The organism is Desulfovibrio sp. (assembly GCA_016208105.1).
GTDB lineage: Bacteria > Desulfobacterota > Desulfovibrionia > Desulfovibrionales > Desulfovibrionaceae > Fundidesulfovibrio.
Genome location: JACQYS010000003.1, coordinates 22,505 through 42,463 on the forward strand (window position 1 = coordinate 22,505; position 19,959 = coordinate 42,463).

Genomic DNA, 19,959 nt, shown 5'->3' on the forward strand with positions numbered 1-19,959 from the left:
TGGGCTTTCTACCGCACTGACCGTGCGGCCCTGCGTTCCATGGCCGAAAGGATCTTGGCTTCCACTTCTCCAGTTGGGCAGGGTTTGAGCAGGTAGTCCGACCCCCCTCTGCCCATTATTTCCGCAGCGATATCCACCGAGGCGTGGCCAGTGAGGATGATCACCTCCAGTTCCGGATCGAGCTTCTTGAGTTCGGCCAGAAGGTCCACCCCGGAAATTCCCGGCATCTTGACGTCCAGCAGGGCGACGTCGAACTTGCCCGGCTCGAAGAGCTCCAGGGCTTCTTCTCCGCTCTGGGCCGTTACGACCTGCATGTTCCTCAAGGTCAAGAGCCTTGCCAGGGTGGTTACGAAACGTTCTTCGTCGTCCACGCAGAGAAGCCGTATCGGGGTGGTCATTGTTTGGTCTCCGTTTGCTTGGTGGCCACGGGCAGAGAGATGGTGAAAGCCGCGCCTTTGCCCGGCTGGTTCGCCGCACTGATGAACCCGCCCAGGCGGTCCACGATTCGCTGGGTTATGGAAAGCCCGAGGCCAGTGCCTTTTCCCGGGGCCTTGGTGGTGAAGAATGGGTCGAAGACGCGGCTTAAGTTTGCGGCTGGAATGCCGGGGCCATCGTCCATCACCCGCACGAATACATCGCCGTCCGGGGCGCGTCCTGTACGGACGGTGACGTTTCCGTCCTTGCCCACGGCCTGTACGGCGTTCACCAGCAGATTGAGCACTGCCTGCCTGAACAGGGGAGGGTCGAGCGGGACCTTGGGAAGGGACGCCTCGAAGTCTCGGATCAGGGCAATGTTGTTTGGCTTGGCTTCGCGTTCTACAAGGCGGGCCATGTCCTCGACGCAACGGTTCAAGTCCGTGGGCTGCCGGACAGGTTTCCAGGTGCGGGCCAAGTTGAGCAGGTTATGGGTGATGTCCGCGCAGCGGTTCACCTGCGACTGTACGGACGACAGACTCTGGCGCACATCGTCTAAGGGCGGCGCCTCAAGGGAGAGCAGATGCGCCATCCATTCAGACTCCTGGGTGATGACGGCCAGCGGGTTGTTTATCTCATGGGCGATACCCGAAGCGATCTCTCCGATGGCGGCCAGTTTTTGTGATTGGAACAATTGTTCGTCTAGGGCGCATTTCTGCGATTCGGAACGGCTCAGGCATGCCTTGAGCTCCTTAAACGATAGCCAAGCGGACCAGGCCGCCAGCAATGCCAATGCCAGGGACCACGGCGTGGGAGCAAGGGCGGCCCCCACAGCCAAGATTCCGGTAGCGATGGTAAGCGTGTGCGGATTAATCATTCCCGGCAACGATGATTTTGCGTTCGTACGCTTGTGCTATGGCCCCGAGAAGCTCTTCAAAGTCAACTGGTTTGATGAGGTAGGCGTTGGCTCCCATGGACATGCCCTGGACGCCCGATTCCACGGATGCGTGCCCTGTGAGCAGGATTACCTCCACACCCGGATAACGCCTCTTCACCTCCCTGAGAACCTCGATGCCGTCCATGCCGGGCATCATGATGTCCAAAAGGGCCACGTCGAACGCCTGCCGGGACAGGATTTCAAGCGCGGCAGGTCCTGAAAGCGCGGTTTCCGCGTAAAAACCCCGGCGCGTCAGGCGCTTCACGATGGTTTCGTTGAAGTCCCTCTCATCGTCAACGACTAGAACCCTCGCCTGTACCATTCTGTCCCCCCCGGTTCAGACTGATGCTGGAATGATTACTGTGAATGTCGTTCCTTCGCCCACGGTGCTGGTCACGTTGATGCGGCCTCCGAGCTTTTCAATAATGCCGAAGGCGATGGACAGGCCGAGTCCGGTGCCTTCACCAGGCTTTTTGGTGGTGAAGAATGGGTCGAATATATTGTTCAGTGTCTCAGGAGGGATACCGCATCCAGTATCCGTGAAGACAGCGGATATTTCATGGCGGGAACTGTCGTAGCTGGTGGTGAGTGAGAGTTGTCCGTTCTTGCCGATGGCGTCGATGGCGTTGTCGATGAGGTTCAAAAACACCTGTTGCAGCTGGGTGGGGTCGGAATTGGTGGTGGGCAGATTATCGGCAAGATTATGGCGGATGTCGATATTTCTGAGCAGTGCCTCGGTCTTTAGGAATTGAACGGTTTCGGCGAGCAGCTTGCTCACGTCCACGGCCTGCATGACAGGTTCCATGCGCCGGGCGAAGCCCAGCATGCGGTGGGTGACGTTTTTTGCCCGCTCCACGTGGTGCTCGATGCGGTGAACCGAGTCCGAAATCTCCTTGAATTGCGGGATGGCCTTGACCTCGGGTTCCTCCATGAGGTCTTTGATCCAGCCCGCCTGCTCGCGGATGATTGCCAGCGGGTTGTTTATCTCATGGGCAACGCCCGCGGCCATCTTGCCCAAAGCGGCCATCTTGCCGGACTGGGTGAGGTTGGCGTCCAGGTTCGCCTTTTCGCGTTCGGCGTTTTCCAGCCTGCGGACCATTGAGTTGGTGACCAGAACCGTTCCGGCGATGATAAGGGCCACGCCTCCGGCCAGTACGATCCAGATAAGGTGTTCAGCCTCGAACAGAGGGCGCAGTTCCTCCTCCGGGTCCTCCCGGATGACCAGAAGCCAGTCCTTGTTCTCGATCCAGGTCCAGCCGTAGAGGTAGCGGCGGTGGTTCACCACCAGATCCTGCACGCGTGCTCCTGAAAACCGGGTGTCCACCCTGAAAGGCAGTTCCATGTCCTCCATCACGTTGCCGCCGAAACGGGGCTTGGTCTGGAGCATATGCTTGTCGTTTATGAGGAATGCGTCGCCTTTGCGTCCCATCTGGACTCTTTTGACAAACGATTCGAAGGCGTCGGAGTCGATGGTGGCCCGCAGAATCCAGGATTTGCCACCTTCGCGGCGCAACACTGCGATGATGATGTGGGGGTATTGCCGAAACCCCATGAAAACGTCGGAGATGTACACTCCTTTGGCCACGACCTTGGCAAACCATTCTTCATTCTTATAGTTTATGCCGCCCAGATTGTACGGTCCGGCGTAAGCCAGATGGTTGCCGTCCAGTCCAATGACACCCAGGTCGATGTAGTACCGTGAAGTGGTCTGCATCTGGGTGAACAGGCGCTCCAGGTTCTCCCGGTCCGCGGCTTCTTCATAGGTGAGGGCGCTGGCCAGGGTGGAAAGCTGGGCCATGCGTTCCGTCAGGAAAAGGTCGATGGCGTTGCGTTTGCTTTCAACGAGGGTGCGGAGGCTGCCCTGGAGGGCGTCCTGGTAGGCGCTGGAGAAGCGTTGCTTCACCCCCAGGCCCAAAACCAGAAGAGGCAAGAGCGAGAACCCCAGGGTGAACAGGATAATGACGAAACGAAGGCGCTTGAAGTCCAGTGTTTTCATTATGCTACCAGGCTGATGTTAGATCGCGTCTCACCTTCCGTTCACCCTATCCTCAATGGACAGGGACGGGCAAGTCTGTCAATGCTGGCGTGACCGGAACTTTGAGGTTTTTGCATGACTCTTTTGGGATTTAAGGGGGTGCACCCCCTCATGGTACTCTTTTTCCCCCTCGCCGCGGCTGCGGTTCTTGGTGGTTTCTGGCTGCTCAAACGCTGCCACACCAGGATATCCACAAGACTCCGCCATGGCTATTACTGGATTTTCGGTCTGTTATGCCTGGCTGGAGTAATTGTTTACCCGCTGGTCGCCTCCTACGACTCATATCGCGTGCTGTATTTCGTATGCACCCTGGCCTGCTTCGGGGCGCTCAATGCCGCACTGGGAGCAGCCCTGCTGTTCGGATACGTTGCCAGGCCTCACCACCATGTCTCATCGAGAAGGCGATTCATGGCGGGCGGCATGATGGCCGCGGCCGGGTCCCTGGTGTCCATGGCCGGAGTGGACGCTGCCACCGGAGAAGGGCGGGAAGTGGCAGATCGCCGGATAACAGTGAAAAGACACCCTGATGCTTCGCGCGGGCGCGAACTGCGGGTGAGCCTGGTGTCCGATCTGCACGCCGGTTTTTTCCTTCCCACAAGCCATCTGCAAGCAGCCATGAATCATATTGTGGCATTTAAGCCCGACGTTGTCCTTTTCGGTGGCGATCTCGTTGAATACGAGCTCTCCGCTCTGGACGAAACCGAATCATTTTTCCGCCAGCTCGCCGGTCTGGCCCCTGTGTATGCCGTCATCGGCAATCACGATTGCTACATCGATGCGGACGCCGTGGCAGCTTTCCACAGGGGTAACGGCGTCACCCCCCTGCGCGGAGAGGCGGAGGCGCTTCAGGGACCATGGGGGCGTTTCACCCTTCTTGGCCTTCGCGACGTCATGGAGACCGCCGACAACTGGCAGTGCGCTCTGGAGCATGACCTTGCCTCCACCATCATGCTGGTCCACAACCCCCAGACCGTTCTGGACATGCCGGCGCAATCCGCTCCCTGGCTCTCGTTGTCGGGCCACACCCACGGCGGGCAGATGCGCCTGCCCCTGACCGGGACTCTCATCAACCAGGCAGACAGGCGGATCGTTGCCGGACTCAATGCAATCGACGGCCGGCGCATCGCTGTCACCGCTGGACTCGGATATTCCGGTTTGCCGGTCAGGCTTCTGTGCCCGCCGGACGTGACCAATCTTGTGATCTCATGACGCGGGAGCCAAGGCCCGTTCAACCTTCTGGAGCGCCAATACCCGGTGTTGCCGAGGGGGGGAGCCCTGCAAGGGAGGTGGCCTGGGACGGCCTGGGGCTTAGCGTGCCTGCGGACTGGGAACCCGCGCGTCTGGGTTTGGGCTACATGATGCTCGAAAACCCGGCCGGGCCGAAGCTCACCTTGCGTTGGCAGCGTTTGAAGAAGGCTCTTGGGCCAGAAAAGGTCCTCAAACGTTTGGCCAGGCAAAAGATACTCAAACCATCCGGAAAGCCCCAGGGGGCTGTGGCGGCCATGCTCTCAGCGCTGCCCGCACAGTGTTCGGCTATTGCCTGTGCGGACGCCACCGGGCGCGGAGCCGACGCGGTGCTTTTCGTCCTTCCAGGTGAGAGTCTTGCAGTACTGGCGGCGCCCCATGCTCTCCCGGACGAAAAAGCTTCGCCCTGGACCGCTTCGGTCGCATCGCTTGGCGCCACCAGCCCTGGAGCGTTTCGTCTCTTCGACGTCTGCGGCGAAGCTCCGGAAGGGTTCAGGCTGGCTGCCTTCAGTGTCCAACTGGGGCATTTCCATTTCCAGTATGCCTTTCGAGGAGAAAGCTTGGATTATTATCGATTTGCCCCCTCCGAGGTAATCCTTCGCGGAAAATCGTTCGACAGCTGGGCCGGCGGTGTCTTTTCCCAAACATTGGTGAAGGCGAGGCGGTTCGAGCCCGGGTACTTCGAGGGCAATCCCTCGGTGCGCTATGCGGATAGAAACCCGGAAGGGCTCGCAGGCGTGGTTCGAAGCCTGACCGCACGGATCTTTGCAGGCGCCAGGTTCGCCAGGGCCATGGCCTGGCGTCCTGACGGGTCGAAAATTCTGGCTGCTGTGGCCCGTCACAAGGGGGGACTGTCTCCCGAAAATTTCGAAGAGGTCTGCCGCAGGTATGTTGTTCAAGCGTCGTAAGAGGGTTTCCACATCGAAAGCTCCCACTGCCGAAGGGGGTCGCAGTCGCAAGGAAAGCCTGGCCATGAGTCCGGCTCGCAGCAAGCTTGTCAAGGAGGAAGTCCTGGAAGGCGGGCTCGTGCGGCTCACATATCTATCGGCCTACAAACCCTGGTTCGCGGGCATGGCCAAGCGGTTGGGAGTCTGGGACGGCAGGCCGCTTGAAAGGAAGCTGGAGCTGGACGAGCTTGGGACGTTCTGCTGGAATCTGATCGACGGCGACCGCCAAGTGCGGGAAATGGCCAGGATTCTGGCCGAACGCTACGGCTTGCCGGCCCGAGAGGCGGAGTTGTCCGTGGCCGCGTTTTTGCGTGAACTTGGGAAGAGGGGGATAATTGGGGTCAGGGAGACTTGATGGGGGAGGAATATGCCTCCGGCGGCCAAAGGTTGACTCGGGCCGTCCTGGCCCTCGCCCTGCGGGCGCTGCAAGCAGCGCCTAATTCCGCTGTCCTGCGGAATTGTCAGTGGCCCTTTGGAATCCCTTGTAGCTGCCGCGTCGGGGCAGGCAAATCCTGGATAACGTGGGGCACCAGGCTGTTTACAGAGCCCCGATTATCGTCTCCACCAGAGCGCACAGCTTTCCTCCGGCTTTTTCAGCCACGGCCAGAACCTCCTCAATGGTCACCTCGGCCATGCAGTCGGGCAGGTTTTTGTTCACCAGACAGGAAATCCCCAGTATCTCCATGCCCATGTGCTTGGCCGCCAAAACCTCCATCACCGTGGACATGCCCACGGCGTCGGCCCCCATCGCGCGCAGCATCCTGGTCTCGGCCGGGGTTTCCAACTGAGGGCCGCGCACCCCGGCGTACACGCCTTGTACCAGCCTCATCCCGAGGCGCATGGCCTTTTCCTCGGCAAGTTCCAGAAGTCTTTGAGAATAGACCCGGCTCATGTCCGGAAAACGCGGACCCCAGTGGTCCACGTTGGGGCCAACCAGCGGACTCTCCCCGGTCAGATTGACATGGTCAGTAATGACCAGTAATTCACCAGGTTTGTGGAGGGGGTTAAGGGCTCCGGCCGCGTTGGTGACGATGAGCGTCTTGACCCCGAGCAGGGAGGAAACCCGCACCCCCATGCAGACTTCGGCCGGGGTGTAGCCTTCATACAAGTGGAGCCTGCCCTGCCAGACGAGAACCTCCACGCCGGAGAGGCTTCCGGCGACCAGGCGCCCGGCGTGCCCCGGCACGGTGGAGCGCGGAAATCCGGCGATTTCCGTGTAGGGCAGGATGGAAGTGTTTTCCATGGTACAGGCCGCCTGCCCAAGACCGGTGCCGAGGATGACGGCGGCCTTGGGGCGAAATCCCTTGGGCAACTTTTCTTTGACTTGCTCTGCGGCCTGCGTAACCGATTTGATGTCTTGCATGTCCTTCGCCTTTCGGAATGTATTGATCGACTGGAGAGGTGATTGATGGATATCGCAACCCTGCTCGGGTTGACCACGGGCATCGGCATGGTGATCGCGGCCATTCTCATAGATGGCTCGCTTTGGCAGTACCTCGACGCCCCGGGAGCCATGATCGTCTTCGGCGGCACATTGGCCGCCATCTGCGTCAGCCATCCGATGGAAGAGGTGATACAGGCCTTCCATGCGGGCTTCAAGATTTTCGCTTCGCGCACGGTCGCTTCGCAAGAAGTGGTCAACGTCATGGTGCGCATCGCGGAGATTTCCCGCAGAGAGGGCCTGCTGGCGCTTGAGAACATCCGCACGGACAACGTGGTGCTCAAGAAAGCCTGCAAGCTCATCGCGGACAACGCGGGCCCTCAGCTGATTCAGGACACCCTGCGCATCGAAATCCATTCTCTCAAGCGTCGCCACCAGATCGGCGAGACGGTGTTCAGATCCCTGGGCACCTTTGCTCCGGCCTTCGGGCTGATCGGCACCCTTATCGGCCTGGTGCAGATGCTCGCGCGTTTGAACAATCCCAAGAGCCTGGGCGGGGCCATGGCCATTGCCCTTCTGGCCACCTTCTACGGGGCGCTTTCAGCCAACCTCTTCTTTCTGCCCGTGGCGGGCAAGCTGCGGGCGCGCACCCAGCAGGAAGTGCTCAACCTGGAGATTATTTTCGAAGGCGCCCGCTGCATCCTGCAGAACAACAACCCCTTGCTGGTGAGGGACAAACTGATGTCCTTCGTGCCACCCAAGGAGCGCACGGTTGTCCGCTAACCCGGATCCGGTCGGCGAAGAACTGGACGATCCGCACGCCGGACCGCCCATTGTCTGGCTGATCAGCCTGGCAGACATGTCCATGCTGCTCATGAGCTTTTTCATTTTCATGTTTTCGCTCTCCACCACCGACCCGGCCGGAGTCACCGAGACACTGGAAAGCGTGCGCGAGCGTCTGCGCTCTGAATCCAAGTCCACGCCCAAAACCCCCGCCGCACAGTCGCTCAAGGAAAAGGTTGTCGAGCAGATGAACATGCGCGAGCAACTCATCCTGCGTGAGCGTCAGGTCTATGAAGACCTCACCGCCTTTTTCAGGGGACGCGGCGAAACCAACATGCGCACCAAGCTCGATGGTCCGCGCCTGACCATCTCGGTGCCCACCGCGGGAATGTTCTCAGAGTCGGATGTGACGCAACTTACCGACCTGGGGAAGCAGCGCATCACCACAATCAAGGACTTCATGGCCAAACACCCGGACCAGCGCGTTCACATCAAGGGCTTCACTGACGACACTCCTCCTCCCCCCCAGTCCCGGTTCAAAAACAACTGGGAAGTCTCCTCCTTGCAGGCGGTTGCAGCCTTGCGTTTCCTCATGTCCCAGGGAGTGCCTTCGAACCGGTTGACATCCACCGGGTTAGCTGATTTAGAACCGCTTCTCCCCAACACGAGTGACGAAAACCGGGCTCGTAACCGAAGGCTGGATTTCGTCTTGGAAGTACAGGTTGAGGGATGAAAGAAAAACCACTGTTTACGTATGAGCCGGCTTCCGAAGTGCAGCGCCAGGCGTACCGCGCCCGGGTGCCGGGGCTCATGGCAAGGGATGTCGCCAACCAGGCGCGGTTTCACGTCCACGACATCAGCGCGCTCGGGTTATCGCTGGAAGATCCGGGGGGCGCACTGAAACCTGGAGACGCCCTGGTGGTAGATATTCAACTCAAGGACCAACCCATCATCGTGGGGCTTGGGGCCCAAGTGGCCAGACACCATGCTTCGGTGGCGGGTCTTAAGTTCACGGATCTGTCGCAGCGCCAGGAAGAGCGCCTGGACAAGCTGGTGCTCGAGGTCCAAAAATACCTCATATCCAAGAGCAAAACCTGCGGGAGCCACATTGACGACGAGCACAAGACATAAAGTATTGGTGGCCAACCGGGGCGAGATAGCCATGCGCATCATCCAGGCCTGCCGTAAGCTGGGCCTGGATTTTGTTTGCGTCTTCACCAAGGAGGACGAAGCCTCTGGGCATCTTTCCCTGGCGCGTGAGCTTGGCGGCCAGACCTTTCGCATTAGTTCCTACCACGACGCCAACGAACTCATGGCCGTGGCCGACAATGCCGGGGCCACGGCGGTGCATCCCGGCTACGGTTATTTCGCCGAGGACTACCGCTTCGCCAGGCGCGTGTGCGAGCGCACCAGGCCCATGGTCTGGATAGGACCCAGTTGGCGGGTGATCCGCACCCTGGGGGACAAGATCAACACCAAGCGCCTGGCCCGCAGCATCGGGGTGCCCACGGTGCCCGGTTCTGACCGCCCGGTCTACGACGAACTCGAAGCCGAAGAGATCGCTGATTCGTTGTTCCGCTTCCAGGCGGAGCAAGGCATCGACCATGCCCGCGTCCTGGTGAAGGCATCCGCTGGCGGCGGCGGCATGGGCATAGAGGAAGTCCAGAACATCGACCACTTCAAAACGGTGTACCGGCGCATCCGCAACTACGCCAAACGCCAGTTCCATGATGAAGGCGTGCTCATCGAGCAGCGCATCCTGGACTTCAACCACCTGGAAGTGCAGATCGTGGCCGACCGTCACGGCGTTATCGCCCATTTCGGCACCCGCAACTGCACCATCCAGTCCACCGGGCGTCAAAAGCGGGTGGAGATCGCCCCGGGCTTCGCACCTGACCAGATCAAGTACGGTTTCGACGCCGCTCAGGTCATCACCGACATCACCAGCCACTCCCTGGCCATCGCCAAGGAGGTAGGCTACGACAACGTGGGCACCTGGGAATGGATCGTCACGCCGGCGGGCCAGCCTTTCCTGATGGAAGTGAACACCCGCATCCAGGTGGAAAACGGGGTGTCGGCCGCCATCGCCCGCATCAAGGGCCAGGACGGGGTGGATATCATCAAGGAGCAGATCCGAACCGGCCTTGGCGAACCCATGGGTTTCACCCAGGACGACATCACGTTCGAAGGCATAGGCATCGAGTACCGCATCATTGCCGAAGACCCGGACAACCGCTTCACCCCCTGGGTGGGACGCATCGACCGCTTCGCCCCCCCGGAAGTCTCATGGGCGTCGCTGCATTCCCAGATTCCACGGGACGTCCCTTACGACATCCCCACGGAGTTCGACCCCAACCTGGCCCTGGCCATCATCTGGGGCAAGGATCTGGCGGAAGCCAAGGCCAGGGGCGTGGAGTACCTGGACAAGCTGGTGCTCACCGGGCAGGATCAGGACGGCAACGCCATGAAGTCCAACATCGCCTTCCTGCGCGAGAAGACCGCGAACATTCTGGTGTTTTAATGAACGCCCCAAGTCGTTCGCGCATCCGCCTCCACGATGGGACGGCGGTAACCACCACAAGGCCGGAGAGAGGAATCCCCTCGTCCGGCGCGGCGTAAGCTCTTAGCGCCGTTACACACAAAGCCAAGCCAACCTATGGACATAGAAAAAAGCATTCAGGAGCTTGCCGACAGGCTCCAGTACATCCAGGATATCTTCGGCTCCCGTCAGCCTGAGGACGTGGGGTTGCTCACGTCCAAGCTGGCGGAATTCCGCGACCGCGAGACAGTCGCCACCATGGCCCAGAAGGTCAAGCTGCTTTCCCAGCTGGAAGACCTGTTCGTCTTCGTGGAAAAAAAGCTCGACCCCATGCTCACCCCCATGGACAAGGTGCGCATCGTCCGTCACCCGCAGCGGATAACCCTTAAGGACATCCTTGAGTTCTGCTACGACAATTACACCGAGATAGGCGGTCTGGACGAATACTCCATCGATCCGTCCATGGTCATCGCCAGGGCCTACGTCACCCGTCGTCAGGGGGACAAGATCCACAACCAGCCGGTGATGGTCATCGGGCAGGAAAAGGGGCACGGCCAGGAGTTCCGCAACGGCGGTTCGGTGAAGCCCTGGGGCAACGCCAAGGCCTTGCAGTACATGAAGGTCGCCGAGACCGAGAACATTCCCATACACACCTACGTGTTCACTCCCGGGGCCTTTCCCATCGAGGACTACCCCGGAGCCGCCCAGCAGATAGCGCGCAATCTCTATGAGATGTCGGCGCTTCGTGTCCCCGTGATCGCCTGTTTCTCCGAGGGCGGTTCGGGCGGAGCCGAGGCCATCGCCCTGGCCGACACGCGGCTCATGCTCTCCCACGGCTACTATTCTGTCATCTCTCCCGAAGGGGCCGGCGCCATCGAGTCCGGTATTCGTCAGGGCCAGCGCGCACCGGCTGAGATGATCGAAGAATGCGCCGAGCGGCTGAAAATTACCGCCGAAGACAACCTGCGCATGGGGTACATCGACCGGGTGGTGCAGGAACCCCCGCTTGGTGCCAGGCCGCTCCATTACGACTTCTTCAAGCGCCTGCGCCAGGAAATGATCATGGCCACGGACGAGGCCTTCCTGTCCGTCAAGGGCATGAACCTGATCCGGGCCATGGCCATCAAGCGCCGCAAAAAGGCTTCTCTGGCCGATGCGGAATCATTCTTCGTTCGTTGGGTATTGGACGAGCGGGCCCAAGAGAGACTGGTGTGGAAACGCTACAGCAAGTTCCGCAACATGGCCCAACAGGCCTGCGTGGACAAGACGCCGTATTCCAGGCGTCTGGCGGACTCGCTCCAGCAGCTGTCCTGGTCCACCTATTCGTATTTCCGCTACGAGTTCCTGCGCACCTACGGCGAAAAGCTTCTGCACTTGAAGGAAGAGGCCGAAGCCGAAGTGAGGGTGGTGACTGACAGGGTTCTCAAGCCCTTCAGGAACGGCCGGACCAAGAAGGTGGACAACGAGACCATCCAGAAGCTCACTGAACTTTCCTGCGCCGAAGAGGGTATCTGCCTGACCGGTGACTGGGCCGACGGCTACGTGAGCCCCAAGGCTCGCGAGGACAAGGCCGTCACCTGTCCCAACGCCCGCACGCATGGATGCCTGGATCTCTGGGCTCCGGACCTTTTTGGAGATTTTGCCGGCGTCTGCCAGTACTGCGGCCACCACTTCCCCATGGAATACCAGTGGTTCCAGCACAACGTGCTGGATAAGGATTCCATCATGGAGTTCAACCAGGGAGTGGAAGCTGGCAATCCTCTGAGCTATCCCGGCTTCGACCAGAAGCTCGAGGACGCCAAGAAGAAGCTCAAGCTCAAGAGTTCCTGCGTCACCTACGAGGCCTCCCTTGACAACATCAAGGTGGTTATCGGCATGCTGGTGGCTCCCTTCAGGGGCGGTACGGTCGGTGCGGCCGAGGGCGAGAAGTTCATCAGGGCCTTGGCCAGGGCGCGCAAGAAACACTATCCTTTCCTTGCCTACGTGCACGGCACGGCCGGCATCCGCATCCAGGAAGGCACCAACGGCGTCATCCAGATGCCCAGGGTGACCATGGCCGTTCGCCGCTACATCGAGGCGGGCGGGCTTTACCTGGTGCTCTACGACACCAATTCCTACGCCGGTCCGGTGGCCAGTTTCCTGGGCTGTTCGCCTTACCAGTTCTCGGTGCGCTCGGCCAACATCGGCTTCGCCGGTCCCGGCGTCATCAAGGAGACCACGGGAGTGGACATCGCGCCGGACTACCACTTGGCGTACAATGCTCTGGCACGCGGCCATATCCAGGGCATCTGGGACCGTCGCGAGATCAGAAACAACTTGGTGCAGGCCTTCCAGATAATCGGCGGCCGCAACCTCTACTACCGCTAAGGGGTCAGCCGTGCAGGATGTGAAAGCCATACTCGAGGAGATAAAGGCCTCCCCCTACGAGGAGGTCGAGGTTATCGCCCCGCACACCGGGGTGGTCGAGTTCAAGGTTACGGAAGAGGGCACCAAGGTTCAGGCCCCCAGCGGCACCTGGAAGGAAAAACCAGGCACGCTTCTGGTCACCCTTGGGCGCGAGCGTAACGCCAAGCCCATCCATTGCTCCCGCAAGGGCGAGGTGCAGAAGATCCACGCCCATTTGAACGGCAAGTTCGTGGAAGCGGGAACGCCACTCATGGTGCTGCGTCACTTCTTCACCAAGGATGAGGTCACCCAGCTCATCCTGAAGAAGGTGCTCTTTCTCTTCCCCGCGCCCGAGCGCGCCAAGTACTATTTCGTTCCGGAAACGGACAAGAAGGTCAAGGTGACGGGCTGCCAGTCCATCAAGGTCAAGGACGGCATGGACCTGTTCATCGTTTCGCGCATGAAGCGTGAGAAACCGTTGTCCTATGTCGGCCCGGAAGGCATCATCTATGCCACGTATTTTTCCCACGACCAGAACGTGGATGCGGGGCAGCCTCTCATAAGCGTCTGCCCCGAGGCCCAGATGGGCGTCATACGCGACGTGGTGAACCGGGTGCAGTCCGACTGGGAAGAGCGCGACTAGCAGCCTGTTGAAAAATTCCCGCTGGCGGCGTTGCCGTGCAGAAGTCAAACCTTCGCGTATGTCAAATACGCTTCAGCCTTGACTTTTTTCTGCTCCTTGCCAGCTGGTTTTTTGAACAGGCTGCGAAGATCGTCTTTGACAATGGACTGCTGGCGGTCGAAGCTGGAGGAGAAGATGCCTCCGGCGGCCAAAGGGACGAAGTCCCTTTGGAAGCCCGTATTGCTTCGCGTTCCGGCTCGAAGCGGCTCACGATTCCCGCGAAGCCGTATGAGGGTCCAGGGAGACGAACGTCTCCCTGGCGGGTGCAGGGCAGAGCCCTGCCAGGGTGCGGGGCAGCGCCCCGCCTCCCAAGGAGGTCATCCATGGGAAAGCTTCTGCAAGTGCGCGTAAGCGTCTCCACCATTGACCCGGGAAAGGTGGAGGATGTGTGGCCTCTCCTCTCGCACCTGGCTTACCCTCCTGGCCACGGCTACGCCCCGGCCCAGCGCGGCGTTCTGGAACTCGTGGACACGCTCCGGGCCAGGATTACCGCCGGGGAAGTCCCTGCCGCCGTGGCCGAGCGCATCCGGCCGGGTGTCGAGGCGGTGGAAAAGGTCGTGCAGAGCCTTCGCGAAGCCCTGGCTTCCTGGCAGCCGGAAAAGGCACAGCAGATCACCGAGAAGATCGAGGACAGTCTGGACGACCTTGAAGGTCTGGCCGGATACCGTTAGAATTTTTGAAAAGACGCTTGTTAGTCCTGTGGCGGCATCGCTACGGAGAATTCGATTCAATGACGCTCGCATTCCAGCTTGGGACCGCGCGTCAAACATACCAGGAGGCGCCCCATGGCCGGTAGCGTGAACAAGGTGATTCTCGTTGGCAGGCTGGGCCAGGACCCCAAGTTGACCTATCTGCCCTCCGGCCAGCCGGCGGCGGAATTTACGCTGGCCACGGACGAGTCCTTCAAGAACCGCGAGGGCCAGAAGGAAGAGCGCACCGAGTGGCACCGCATCAAGGTGTACGGCAAGCAGGCCGAAGTCTGCGCCAACTACCTGGGCAAGGGCCGGCTGGTGTACATCGAGGGTGGGCTGCGCACCCGCAGCTGGGAGGACCAGCAGGGCCAGAAGCGCTACACCACGGAGATCGTGGTGTCCGCTCCCGGTCATACTGTGCAGTTCATGGATTCCAAGGGTGGCGGAGTGGAAGCGGCACCCGGGGAAGGCGCAGCAGAGCGCCGTTCGGCTCCGCCTCAACAGCGCCAGCAGAACAACCGTCAGCAACGCGAGGACGACCACGGCCCGGCTTTTCCTTCTGAGGCCTCGGGCATGGACGACGTGCCGTTCTAGAGGGCATTCGAATCATCGATGTGGATTAAAGCCCAGCATGACATGCGCATGCTGGGCTTTTTCTGTTTTTCCCGTGACCGCCGTATGGTGTACACTTGCCTCATAGAAGAGGGCGGATGTGAACGGCTCTTCTTGGTTCAGCAGGTTCATGGCATGGATGGGCTGGAAAGAGTAACGTGAACAAGTCTTGGAGCGACAAGGACTCAGGGCTGAACTGAACAGTGCCGAAAACCCTAGGGTCAGGTCCTGACGGACATTCCGGCTCCTCGACGAACGGAATTCATGGAGGCAAATCATGAAGCGCCTTCTGGTCTGTGTCTGCTCTCTGATGCTCTGCTCCTGCGCGGTCTATAAGGACAAGGACGGGCAAACCCATTACGAGTTTCTCCCTCCGCCTCCGGCGGTCTACTACGCTCCGCCCCCGGTGGTGTATTATCCGCCTGCCCCGCCGCCCCCGGTGTACTATGCTCCCGCGCCTCCGCCATACTATGGCGGCTACTATTATTACCCGAGGTATTACTACAGGCAGAGGTGGTAGCGCCAAACCCAGCATCATGGGATGACTCGGTCCATGAAACAACAAGGCCGGCTCTGGGAAGAACCGGCCTTGTTGTCTGTATGCTCAGCTTATGAAAAGCCATGGGCTAATCGCTGTCAGGCTTTTCTTCTCCGGCCTGGAAGTGCTTGAGGAACACCGGGTAGTCACCGGCATAGTCGCAATTGCCCGAATGGATGAATCTGCTCAGCACGTCGGCGTGGATTTCGCCGCCTAAGGCGGTCCACCGCTTGCAGAAGGCGTAATCCTCGGGAAGGTAATCCCGATTCACAGGATCAATGGCCGTGTCGAAGAACGCGGTGTACTCCATGCCTTCCTCACCGGTGTTGACGTAGGCGTTGCGGTAGCGCAGTTCGGGGTAGGCTTCGGCGATTTTCTCCAGTACGTGCCGTTTGATCATCATGAAACCCGTGGAGCCGTATTCCACGGGCACCAGCCCGAATTTGTCCACCACGCATCCGGACTTGAGCTTCACCGTGTAACTGAGAGACGCGGCTACGGCGTCCAAAGTCGACAGTTCGTCAGGCATGCGGCGCAATTTGTCCACGTCCAGATGCTTCACCGGGTAGATGCCGCAGACCACGTCCTTGTCCGAGCGCAGGTAGCGCAGGGCTGCTTCAGCGGGAAAGCCGATGTCCGCGTCGATGAAGAGAAGATGCGTGAACTCTTTCTGGCGCAGGAATTCGTTGGCGATGTAGTTTCTGGCTCGGGTGATGAGGCTCTCGTAAGCCAGGGGCTGGAAACCCGTATGGATTCCGGCCGAATTCAGGATGTCTTGCATCTCGAGCACCGAGCGCATGTAGTTGAGGGTGACGGAACCGTTGTAGCTGGGGGTGCCGATCAGGATCATCGTGTTTTGCTCCTTGGTCGCGCCGCGCACGAAATGAAAGCGCTTTGTAATCTTGAGTGCGGCGGGAGCGTCCGGGTCACACCAGGACGTTCAAGCCGGAATGTTTTCCGGTGATTTCCTTGAGAACAATGTCCGGGGAGAGACTCACCACGAGGAACGCGCGTTCAAGTCCGAGATTCGAATCCTGGGATACCTGCGCCAGCAGGCGGTGCCCGTCGATCTGCACCCAGGCCAGGCCGGATTCATCCCACTGCTGGATGGTTCCCGAGACTTTTTGCCCAACGCGGTGGGCTTTACGGAAGCGTTCCGAGCGTTCGGACTCCCGGTGTTGGCCCCCTGATCCGAAGGAGGATGAACCTCGGCCGCGTATGCGCATGGGGTGTGTTTACGAAGCCCGAGAGGTCAGGCTTTGGCTTGCGATATGATAAGCGCGACTTCGTCCTGGGAGAGCCCCGTGGCCTTGGCCAGATCCCTGGCGGACTGCCCCTTCTTGATTCCCGCAATGACAACCTGGCGCAGAAAATCCGGCGAGCGGCTGATTTCTTCGGCCTGCTTTAAAAGCGTGGACAGTTCCTTTTCCCGGATGGCGAGCTTGTCCTCGAGGCGAATCAGCGCCCGCTGGCGGTCTTCGAAGGATTCGAGGAGCTCTTGTTCCAACTGGGCGCTTTTCTGAAGCTTGCCCATGAGCTCCGCCTGGTTGTTCTGCAAAGACGACAGCATGTCTTCCGAACGTCGAAGCCTCGCGAAGAATCCGACGACAAGGATCAAAAGCACCAGCTCACTGCCGGTGAGGAGTATGAGAAGCCATTCTTGGAGGGACACGGCTAGACCTTTTTGTTGATGAGATGACCGAGCCAGGGCGAAGCGGACGGCGGGGCAGAGTCACCGTCCTCTGGAGCGTCCTTTTTGGCCTGGCGATTGCGCTGGTGCATATGTTGTTCGCCGCCTCGCCCTTCCTTCTCGTCCTTGACGGCTTCGCTGCCTTCCTGCTTATCCACCTTCTGCACCTGGTGCATCTGCTCTTTCAGGCTCTCTTGGGCAAGCTGGGCGGCGAATACCTGCTGCGCCTCCGGATGGGCAAGCTGGGCTCCGGCCACTCCCTGGAGGTTGGGCAGCTGGGCGATGGTGGTCGTGATGTTTATGTCGGACATCATTTCACCAGAAGTTCCTCGAAAAGGATCTGATCCACCTGTCCGGTGTTCAGATAGTTGTTCACAACGCCTCGAAGTTCCTCTCGCAGAAGCTCCACTCCGTCCTTATCGGTCAGATTCGCAAAAGATTTATTCCTTAGATTATAATACAGGCCATCGCGTAGCGCAAAGTTCTTTGACTGGATTTCCCTGGTCAGGCGCTGGTCGTCTTTATAGACGAGCTTTATCTTGAGCGAGAGAATCCTGGTCGCCCCTTTGGCGTCGGTCTTTTCCACAAGAAACGCATCCATGGGGACGAAGGCTTCCGGCGGAGCGGGCGGAGCCGCGGGTTTTTCCGGCTCGGTAACCGGAGGTGGTGGAGGAGGTTCCTCTTTGGGCACCTTGACTCCACGGAAAAAGAACCACCAGACGATCAAGATTATGAGCAGCAGAAGAGCAGCTCCCCCGCCCAGGACCACCTTCTTGTTCTTCCAGAAAGGAAGCTTGATCTGTTCTTCGAATTCCTGCGGCGCTGGAGCGGGAATGTCCTCGTCTGCCGGTGGGGGGGCCTCGTCGTCCTCAAGGAACGGAGCGTCGTCGAGATCCAGCTCCACCTTCTGCATGGCGCGGGGGGAACCGACGTTGAGTTCGGTGTCGTCTAGCTTGGCTTTGTTGTCTTGTTCGTCAGAAGACGCGGGCGTCTGCAGGGGATCACCCGGAGAGCCGGAGCCGTCAGACGGGGGAGGGAGCATGAGTGGTTAGGGCGGGGGGCTGCCCCCGCCCGGGGCTATTTGTCGAAGATCTTTTCGATCTTCTGGCCGAGCGTTTCCGCTGTGAACGGCTTGACGATGTAGTTGGAGACCTTGGCCTGAACGGCTTCGATGATGTTCTCCTGTTGAGCCTCGGCCGTGACCATCAGAAAGGGCATGTTGGCGAATTCCTCGCTGGAACGCACCTTCCTGAGAAGCTCGATGCCGGGCATCTTGGGCATGTTCCAGTCGGAGATGACGAATTCGATCCTGTCCTTGTTGAGGATTTCCCAGGCCGTGGTGCCATCGTCGGCTTCAACGATGTCGGTGAAACCCAGCTGGCGAAGAATGTTCTTGATGATGCGGCGCATGGTGGAGAAGTCGTCCACGACAAGCACACGCATGCTTTTGTTCACGGCCATATGATGGTCTCCTTTTACAGTGCCCGCTACGGGCGGGTTTCAACGCCTCTTATTTAGGCGTCCACAATGCCGTATCGAGCATGGAACTTGCTTCGCAGCTTGGCCAGGGCTTGGGAATGCAGCTGTGAAACCCGGCCCTCGGTGATACCCATGACCTCGCTGGTCTCGCGCATGTTCAACTCTTCCACGTAATACAAGGACAGTACAAGCTGTTCCCTTGGCGTCAGTTCATCAATAAGCAGAGCCAGTTTGTCAACGATTTCTTTGAGTGCGGTGGATTTGTACGGCTCATTGTCAATCTGCTGTTGCTTAAAAGACGTCAAGTTCTCCGTAATGGCATCGAGGCTCAGGCACAGCTGGCTTTGCATGCACTCCAGGGCCTGCGAAACCTCTTTGTGGGTCAGGCCGGTGGTCTCGGAGAGCTTCTCGACACTTGGAACCTCGTCGGAGACCGCCTCCAGCTTGCGCACCGCGTCGTCGATAACGCGAACCCGGTGGCGCTGCCCCCGGCTGAACCAGTCGAGCTTGCGCAGTTCGTCGAGCATGGATCCTTTGATGCGTGATTCGGCGAAGGTCTCGAACTTGATGCCCAGCTCGGGCTTGAAGCGCCCCAATGCCTCCAAAAGGCCCAAGGCGCCGGCGCTCATGAGCTCGCCAAGCTCCACGCTGGGCGGGAGCTTGGCTTTCATGCGCAGGGCCAGAAGTTTGATCTTGGGGGAATAATGCCGGACGATCTCCTGACGGTCAGGGTGCGCAAAGTCCTCCCAGGACTTGGCTCCGGCTTCGAAGCTAAGCCACGGACTGCTCTTGGAAGAGGAGCTTTTTCCAGAAGAACTTGATATTTCCATCGAGGTGCGCGCCCGAGTCCCAGCTGGTGATTTTTCGCGCCATGCTCACAACTTGCAGGCTCGCTGGCGCGTCCGGTGCCAAATGGCAGAATGGAACCTGCTTGATCACCGCCTGTCTAACTGTTGTATCATGCGGGATAAAGTCCACAAAATCCAGCGAAATTCCGTCGAGGAAGTGGTCGCAAGCCGCGTAGAGCTTGCTGAAGACCTGCCTGGCCGCCTTTTCGTTGGGGGCCATGTTCACAACCACACGGAACCTGTTCACCGCATGGTTCAAATGCATAACCTTCACGAGGGCATAGGCGTCGGTAAGCGATGTCGGTTCGGTCGTCAACACCAGCAGGCGTTCGCGGGCCGCCAGGTTGAAATAGACCACATTGTCGCCGATGCCGGCGCCGGTGTCCACGATCAGGTAGTCGATCTTGTCCTCGAGGTAGTCCATGGCCTCCAGAAGCTCGAGCTTCTGCCCTGTGGACAACGAGAGCATCTCGGACACTCCCGAAGAGGCCGGAAGGATGTGGAAGCCGAAGGGGGTCTTGAAGAGCACCTTCTTTAAGTTCACACCCTTGTGGAAAAGATGGAACAGATTGAGCTCAGGGGCCATGCCCAGAAGAACGTCCACATTGGCCAGACCCAGGTCCGCGTCCAATAAAACGACGCGTTTGCCCATCTTGGCCAGGCTTACGGCCAGGTTCACGGAGATGTTGGTCTTGCCCACGCCACCTTTTCCGGAGGTGACGGAAAACACCAGGGGAAGATTGCCTTGCATG

At 59.5% G+C, this 19,959-nt stretch carries 24 protein-coding genes; 11 read left to right on the forward strand and 13 right to left on the reverse strand.

Features of this window, described 5'->3' with window-relative positions; genetic code table 11:
- Positions 1–8 precede the first annotated feature (8 nt).
- Genes HY795_01655 through HY795_01670 form a run of 4 tightly spaced genes read right to left on the reverse strand, consistent with a single transcriptional unit; the run spans position 9 to position 3,347 of the window.
- Entirely contained in the window at positions 9–398 is a 390-nt protein-coding gene (locus tag HY795_01655; GenBank protein ID MBI4803920.1) for a response regulator, read from the reverse strand.
- Complete coding sequence (locus HY795_01660) at positions 395–1,291, reverse strand: two-component sensor histidine kinase (GenBank protein ID MBI4803921.1); 897 nt, start codon at positions 1,289–1,291, stop codon at positions 395–397. The genes HY795_01655 and HY795_01660 overlap by 4 nt, the downstream gene beginning before the upstream one ends.
- A complete protein-coding gene (locus tag HY795_01665; protein ID MBI4803922.1) occupies positions 1,284–1,673 on the reverse strand; it encodes a response regulator in 390 nt (129 codons plus the stop codon). The genes HY795_01660 and HY795_01665 overlap by 8 nt, the downstream gene beginning before the upstream one ends.
- A 15-nt stretch (positions 1,674–1,688) precedes the next feature.
- Positions 1,689–3,347 (reverse strand): two-component sensor histidine kinase, encoded by a 1,659-nt coding sequence (locus HY795_01670; GenBank protein ID MBI4803923.1) that lies wholly within the window; start codon positions 3,345–3,347, stop codon positions 1,689–1,691.
- Between the two features lie 114 nt (positions 3,348–3,461).
- Here HY795_01670 and HY795_01675 point away from each other — a divergent pair, with 114 nt between their 5' ends.
- The 3 genes from HY795_01675 (at position 3,462) to HY795_01685 (ending at position 5,933) form a co-directional block, all read left to right on the forward strand.
- A complete protein-coding gene (locus HY795_01675) occupies positions 3,462–4,595 on the forward strand; it encodes a metallophosphoesterase family protein (protein MBI4803924.1) in 1,134 nt (377 codons plus the stop codon).
- A 77-nt stretch (positions 4,596–4,672) separates the two neighbouring features.
- The gene (locus HY795_01680; GenBank protein MBI4803925.1) at positions 4,673–5,539 is read left to right on the forward strand and encodes a hypothetical protein; all 867 of its coding nucleotides are present in this window, start codon (positions 4,673–4,675) and stop codon (positions 5,537–5,539) included.
- Positions 5,520–5,933: a PqqD family protein gene (locus HY795_01685; GenBank protein ID MBI4803926.1), complete on the forward strand. Its 414-nt coding sequence runs from the start codon at positions 5,520–5,522 to the stop codon at positions 5,931–5,933. The genes HY795_01680 and HY795_01685 overlap by 20 nt, the downstream gene beginning before the upstream one ends.
- 183 nt (positions 5,934–6,116) lie before the next feature.
- Here the strand turns inward: HY795_01685 and HY795_01690 are convergent, their stop codons facing one another.
- Complete coding sequence (locus HY795_01690) at positions 6,117–6,941, reverse strand: purine-nucleoside phosphorylase (GenBank protein ID MBI4803927.1); 825 nt, start codon at positions 6,939–6,941, stop codon at positions 6,117–6,119.
- A 45-nt stretch (positions 6,942–6,986) separates the two neighbouring features.
- Between HY795_01690 and HY795_01695 the strand changes: the two genes are divergently transcribed.
- The 8 genes from HY795_01695 to HY795_01730 all read left to right on the forward strand — a co-directional run bounded on the left by HY795_01695 (position 6,987) and on the right by HY795_01730 (position 15,172).
- Complete coding sequence (locus tag HY795_01695; protein ID MBI4803928.1) at positions 6,987–7,742, forward strand: MotA/TolQ/ExbB proton channel family protein; 756 nt, start codon at positions 6,987–6,989, stop codon at positions 7,740–7,742.
- Positions 7,732–8,475 carry an OmpA family protein gene (locus HY795_01700; protein MBI4803929.1) on the forward strand — a complete coding sequence of 248 codons (744 nt, stop codon included), beginning with the start codon at positions 7,732–7,734 and terminating at the stop codon, positions 8,473–8,475. The genes HY795_01695 and HY795_01700 overlap by 11 nt, the downstream gene beginning before the upstream one ends.
- A 252-nt stretch (positions 8,476–8,727) precedes the next feature.
- Positions 8,728–10,263 carry an acetyl-CoA carboxylase biotin carboxylase subunit gene (locus HY795_01705; protein MBI4803930.1) on the forward strand — a complete coding sequence of 512 codons (1,536 nt, stop codon included), beginning with the start codon at positions 8,728–8,730 and terminating at the stop codon, positions 10,261–10,263.
- A 135-nt stretch (positions 10,264–10,398) separates the two neighbouring features.
- Positions 10,399–12,648, forward strand: coding sequence for an acetyl-CoA carboxylase carboxyl transferase subunit alpha/beta (locus HY795_01710; protein ID MBI4803931.1), 2,250 nt, complete (start codon positions 10,399–10,401; stop codon positions 12,646–12,648).
- Positions 12,649–12,658: 10 nt separating this feature from the next.
- The gene (locus HY795_01715) at positions 12,659–13,309 is read left to right on the forward strand and encodes a biotin attachment protein (protein MBI4803932.1); all 651 of its coding nucleotides are present in this window, start codon (positions 12,659–12,661) and stop codon (positions 13,307–13,309) included.
- Positions 13,310–13,671: 362 nt separating this feature from the next.
- Complete coding sequence (locus HY795_01720) at positions 13,672–14,019, forward strand: formin-like protein 18 (protein MBI4803933.1); 348 nt, start codon at positions 13,672–13,674, stop codon at positions 14,017–14,019.
- Positions 14,020–14,133: 114 nt separating this feature from the next.
- The gene (locus HY795_01725; GenBank protein ID MBI4803934.1) at positions 14,134–14,634 is read left to right on the forward strand and encodes a single-stranded DNA-binding protein; all 501 of its coding nucleotides are present in this window, start codon (positions 14,134–14,136) and stop codon (positions 14,632–14,634) included.
- 295 nt (positions 14,635–14,929) lie between these two features.
- A complete protein-coding gene (locus HY795_01730) occupies positions 14,930–15,172 on the forward strand; it encodes a hypothetical protein (protein MBI4803935.1) in 243 nt (80 codons plus the stop codon).
- A 106-nt stretch (positions 15,173–15,278) separates the two neighbouring features.
- Here the strand turns inward: HY795_01730 and HY795_01735 are convergent, their stop codons facing one another.
- The 8 genes from HY795_01735 to HY795_01770 all read right to left on the reverse strand — a co-directional run bounded on the left by HY795_01735 (position 15,279) and on the right by HY795_01770 (position 19,958).
- Positions 15,279–16,040 carry a hypothetical protein gene (locus HY795_01735; protein MBI4803936.1) on the reverse strand — a complete coding sequence of 254 codons (762 nt, stop codon included), beginning with the start codon at positions 16,038–16,040 and terminating at the stop codon, positions 15,279–15,281.
- A gap of 76 nt (positions 16,041–16,116) precedes the next feature.
- Positions 16,117–16,416: a hypothetical protein gene (locus HY795_01740; protein MBI4803937.1), complete on the reverse strand. Its 300-nt coding sequence runs from the start codon at positions 16,414–16,416 to the stop codon at positions 16,117–16,119.
- Positions 16,417–16,442: 26 nt separating this feature from the next.
- Entirely contained in the window at positions 16,443–16,862 is a 420-nt protein-coding gene (locus tag HY795_01745; GenBank protein MBI4803938.1) for a hypothetical protein, read from the reverse strand.
- A gap of 2 nt (positions 16,863–16,864) precedes the next feature.
- Positions 16,865–17,191: a hypothetical protein gene (locus HY795_01750; GenBank protein MBI4803939.1), complete on the reverse strand. Its 327-nt coding sequence runs from the start codon at positions 17,189–17,191 to the stop codon at positions 16,865–16,867.
- Entirely contained in the window at positions 17,191–17,922 is a 732-nt protein-coding gene (locus tag HY795_01755; protein ID MBI4803940.1) for a flagellar basal body-associated FliL family protein, read from the reverse strand. Before HY795_01755 ends, HY795_01750 begins: the two co-directional genes overlap by 1 nt.
- Before the next feature lie 35 nt (positions 17,923–17,957).
- Positions 17,958–18,341: a chemotaxis response regulator CheY gene (locus HY795_01760; protein MBI4803941.1), complete on the reverse strand. Its 384-nt coding sequence runs from the start codon at positions 18,339–18,341 to the stop codon at positions 17,958–17,960.
- 53 nt (positions 18,342–18,394) lie between these two features.
- A complete protein-coding gene (locus HY795_01765) occupies positions 18,395–19,189 on the reverse strand; it encodes a FliA/WhiG family RNA polymerase sigma factor (GenBank protein ID MBI4803942.1) in 795 nt (264 codons plus the stop codon).
- On the reverse strand, positions 19,131–19,958 hold the full coding sequence (locus tag HY795_01770) for a MinD/ParA family protein (protein MBI4803943.1): 828 nt from the start codon (positions 19,956–19,958) through the stop codon (positions 19,131–19,133). The genes HY795_01765 and HY795_01770 overlap by 59 nt, the downstream gene beginning before the upstream one ends.
- Between the last annotated feature and the right edge of the window lies 1 nt (position 19,959).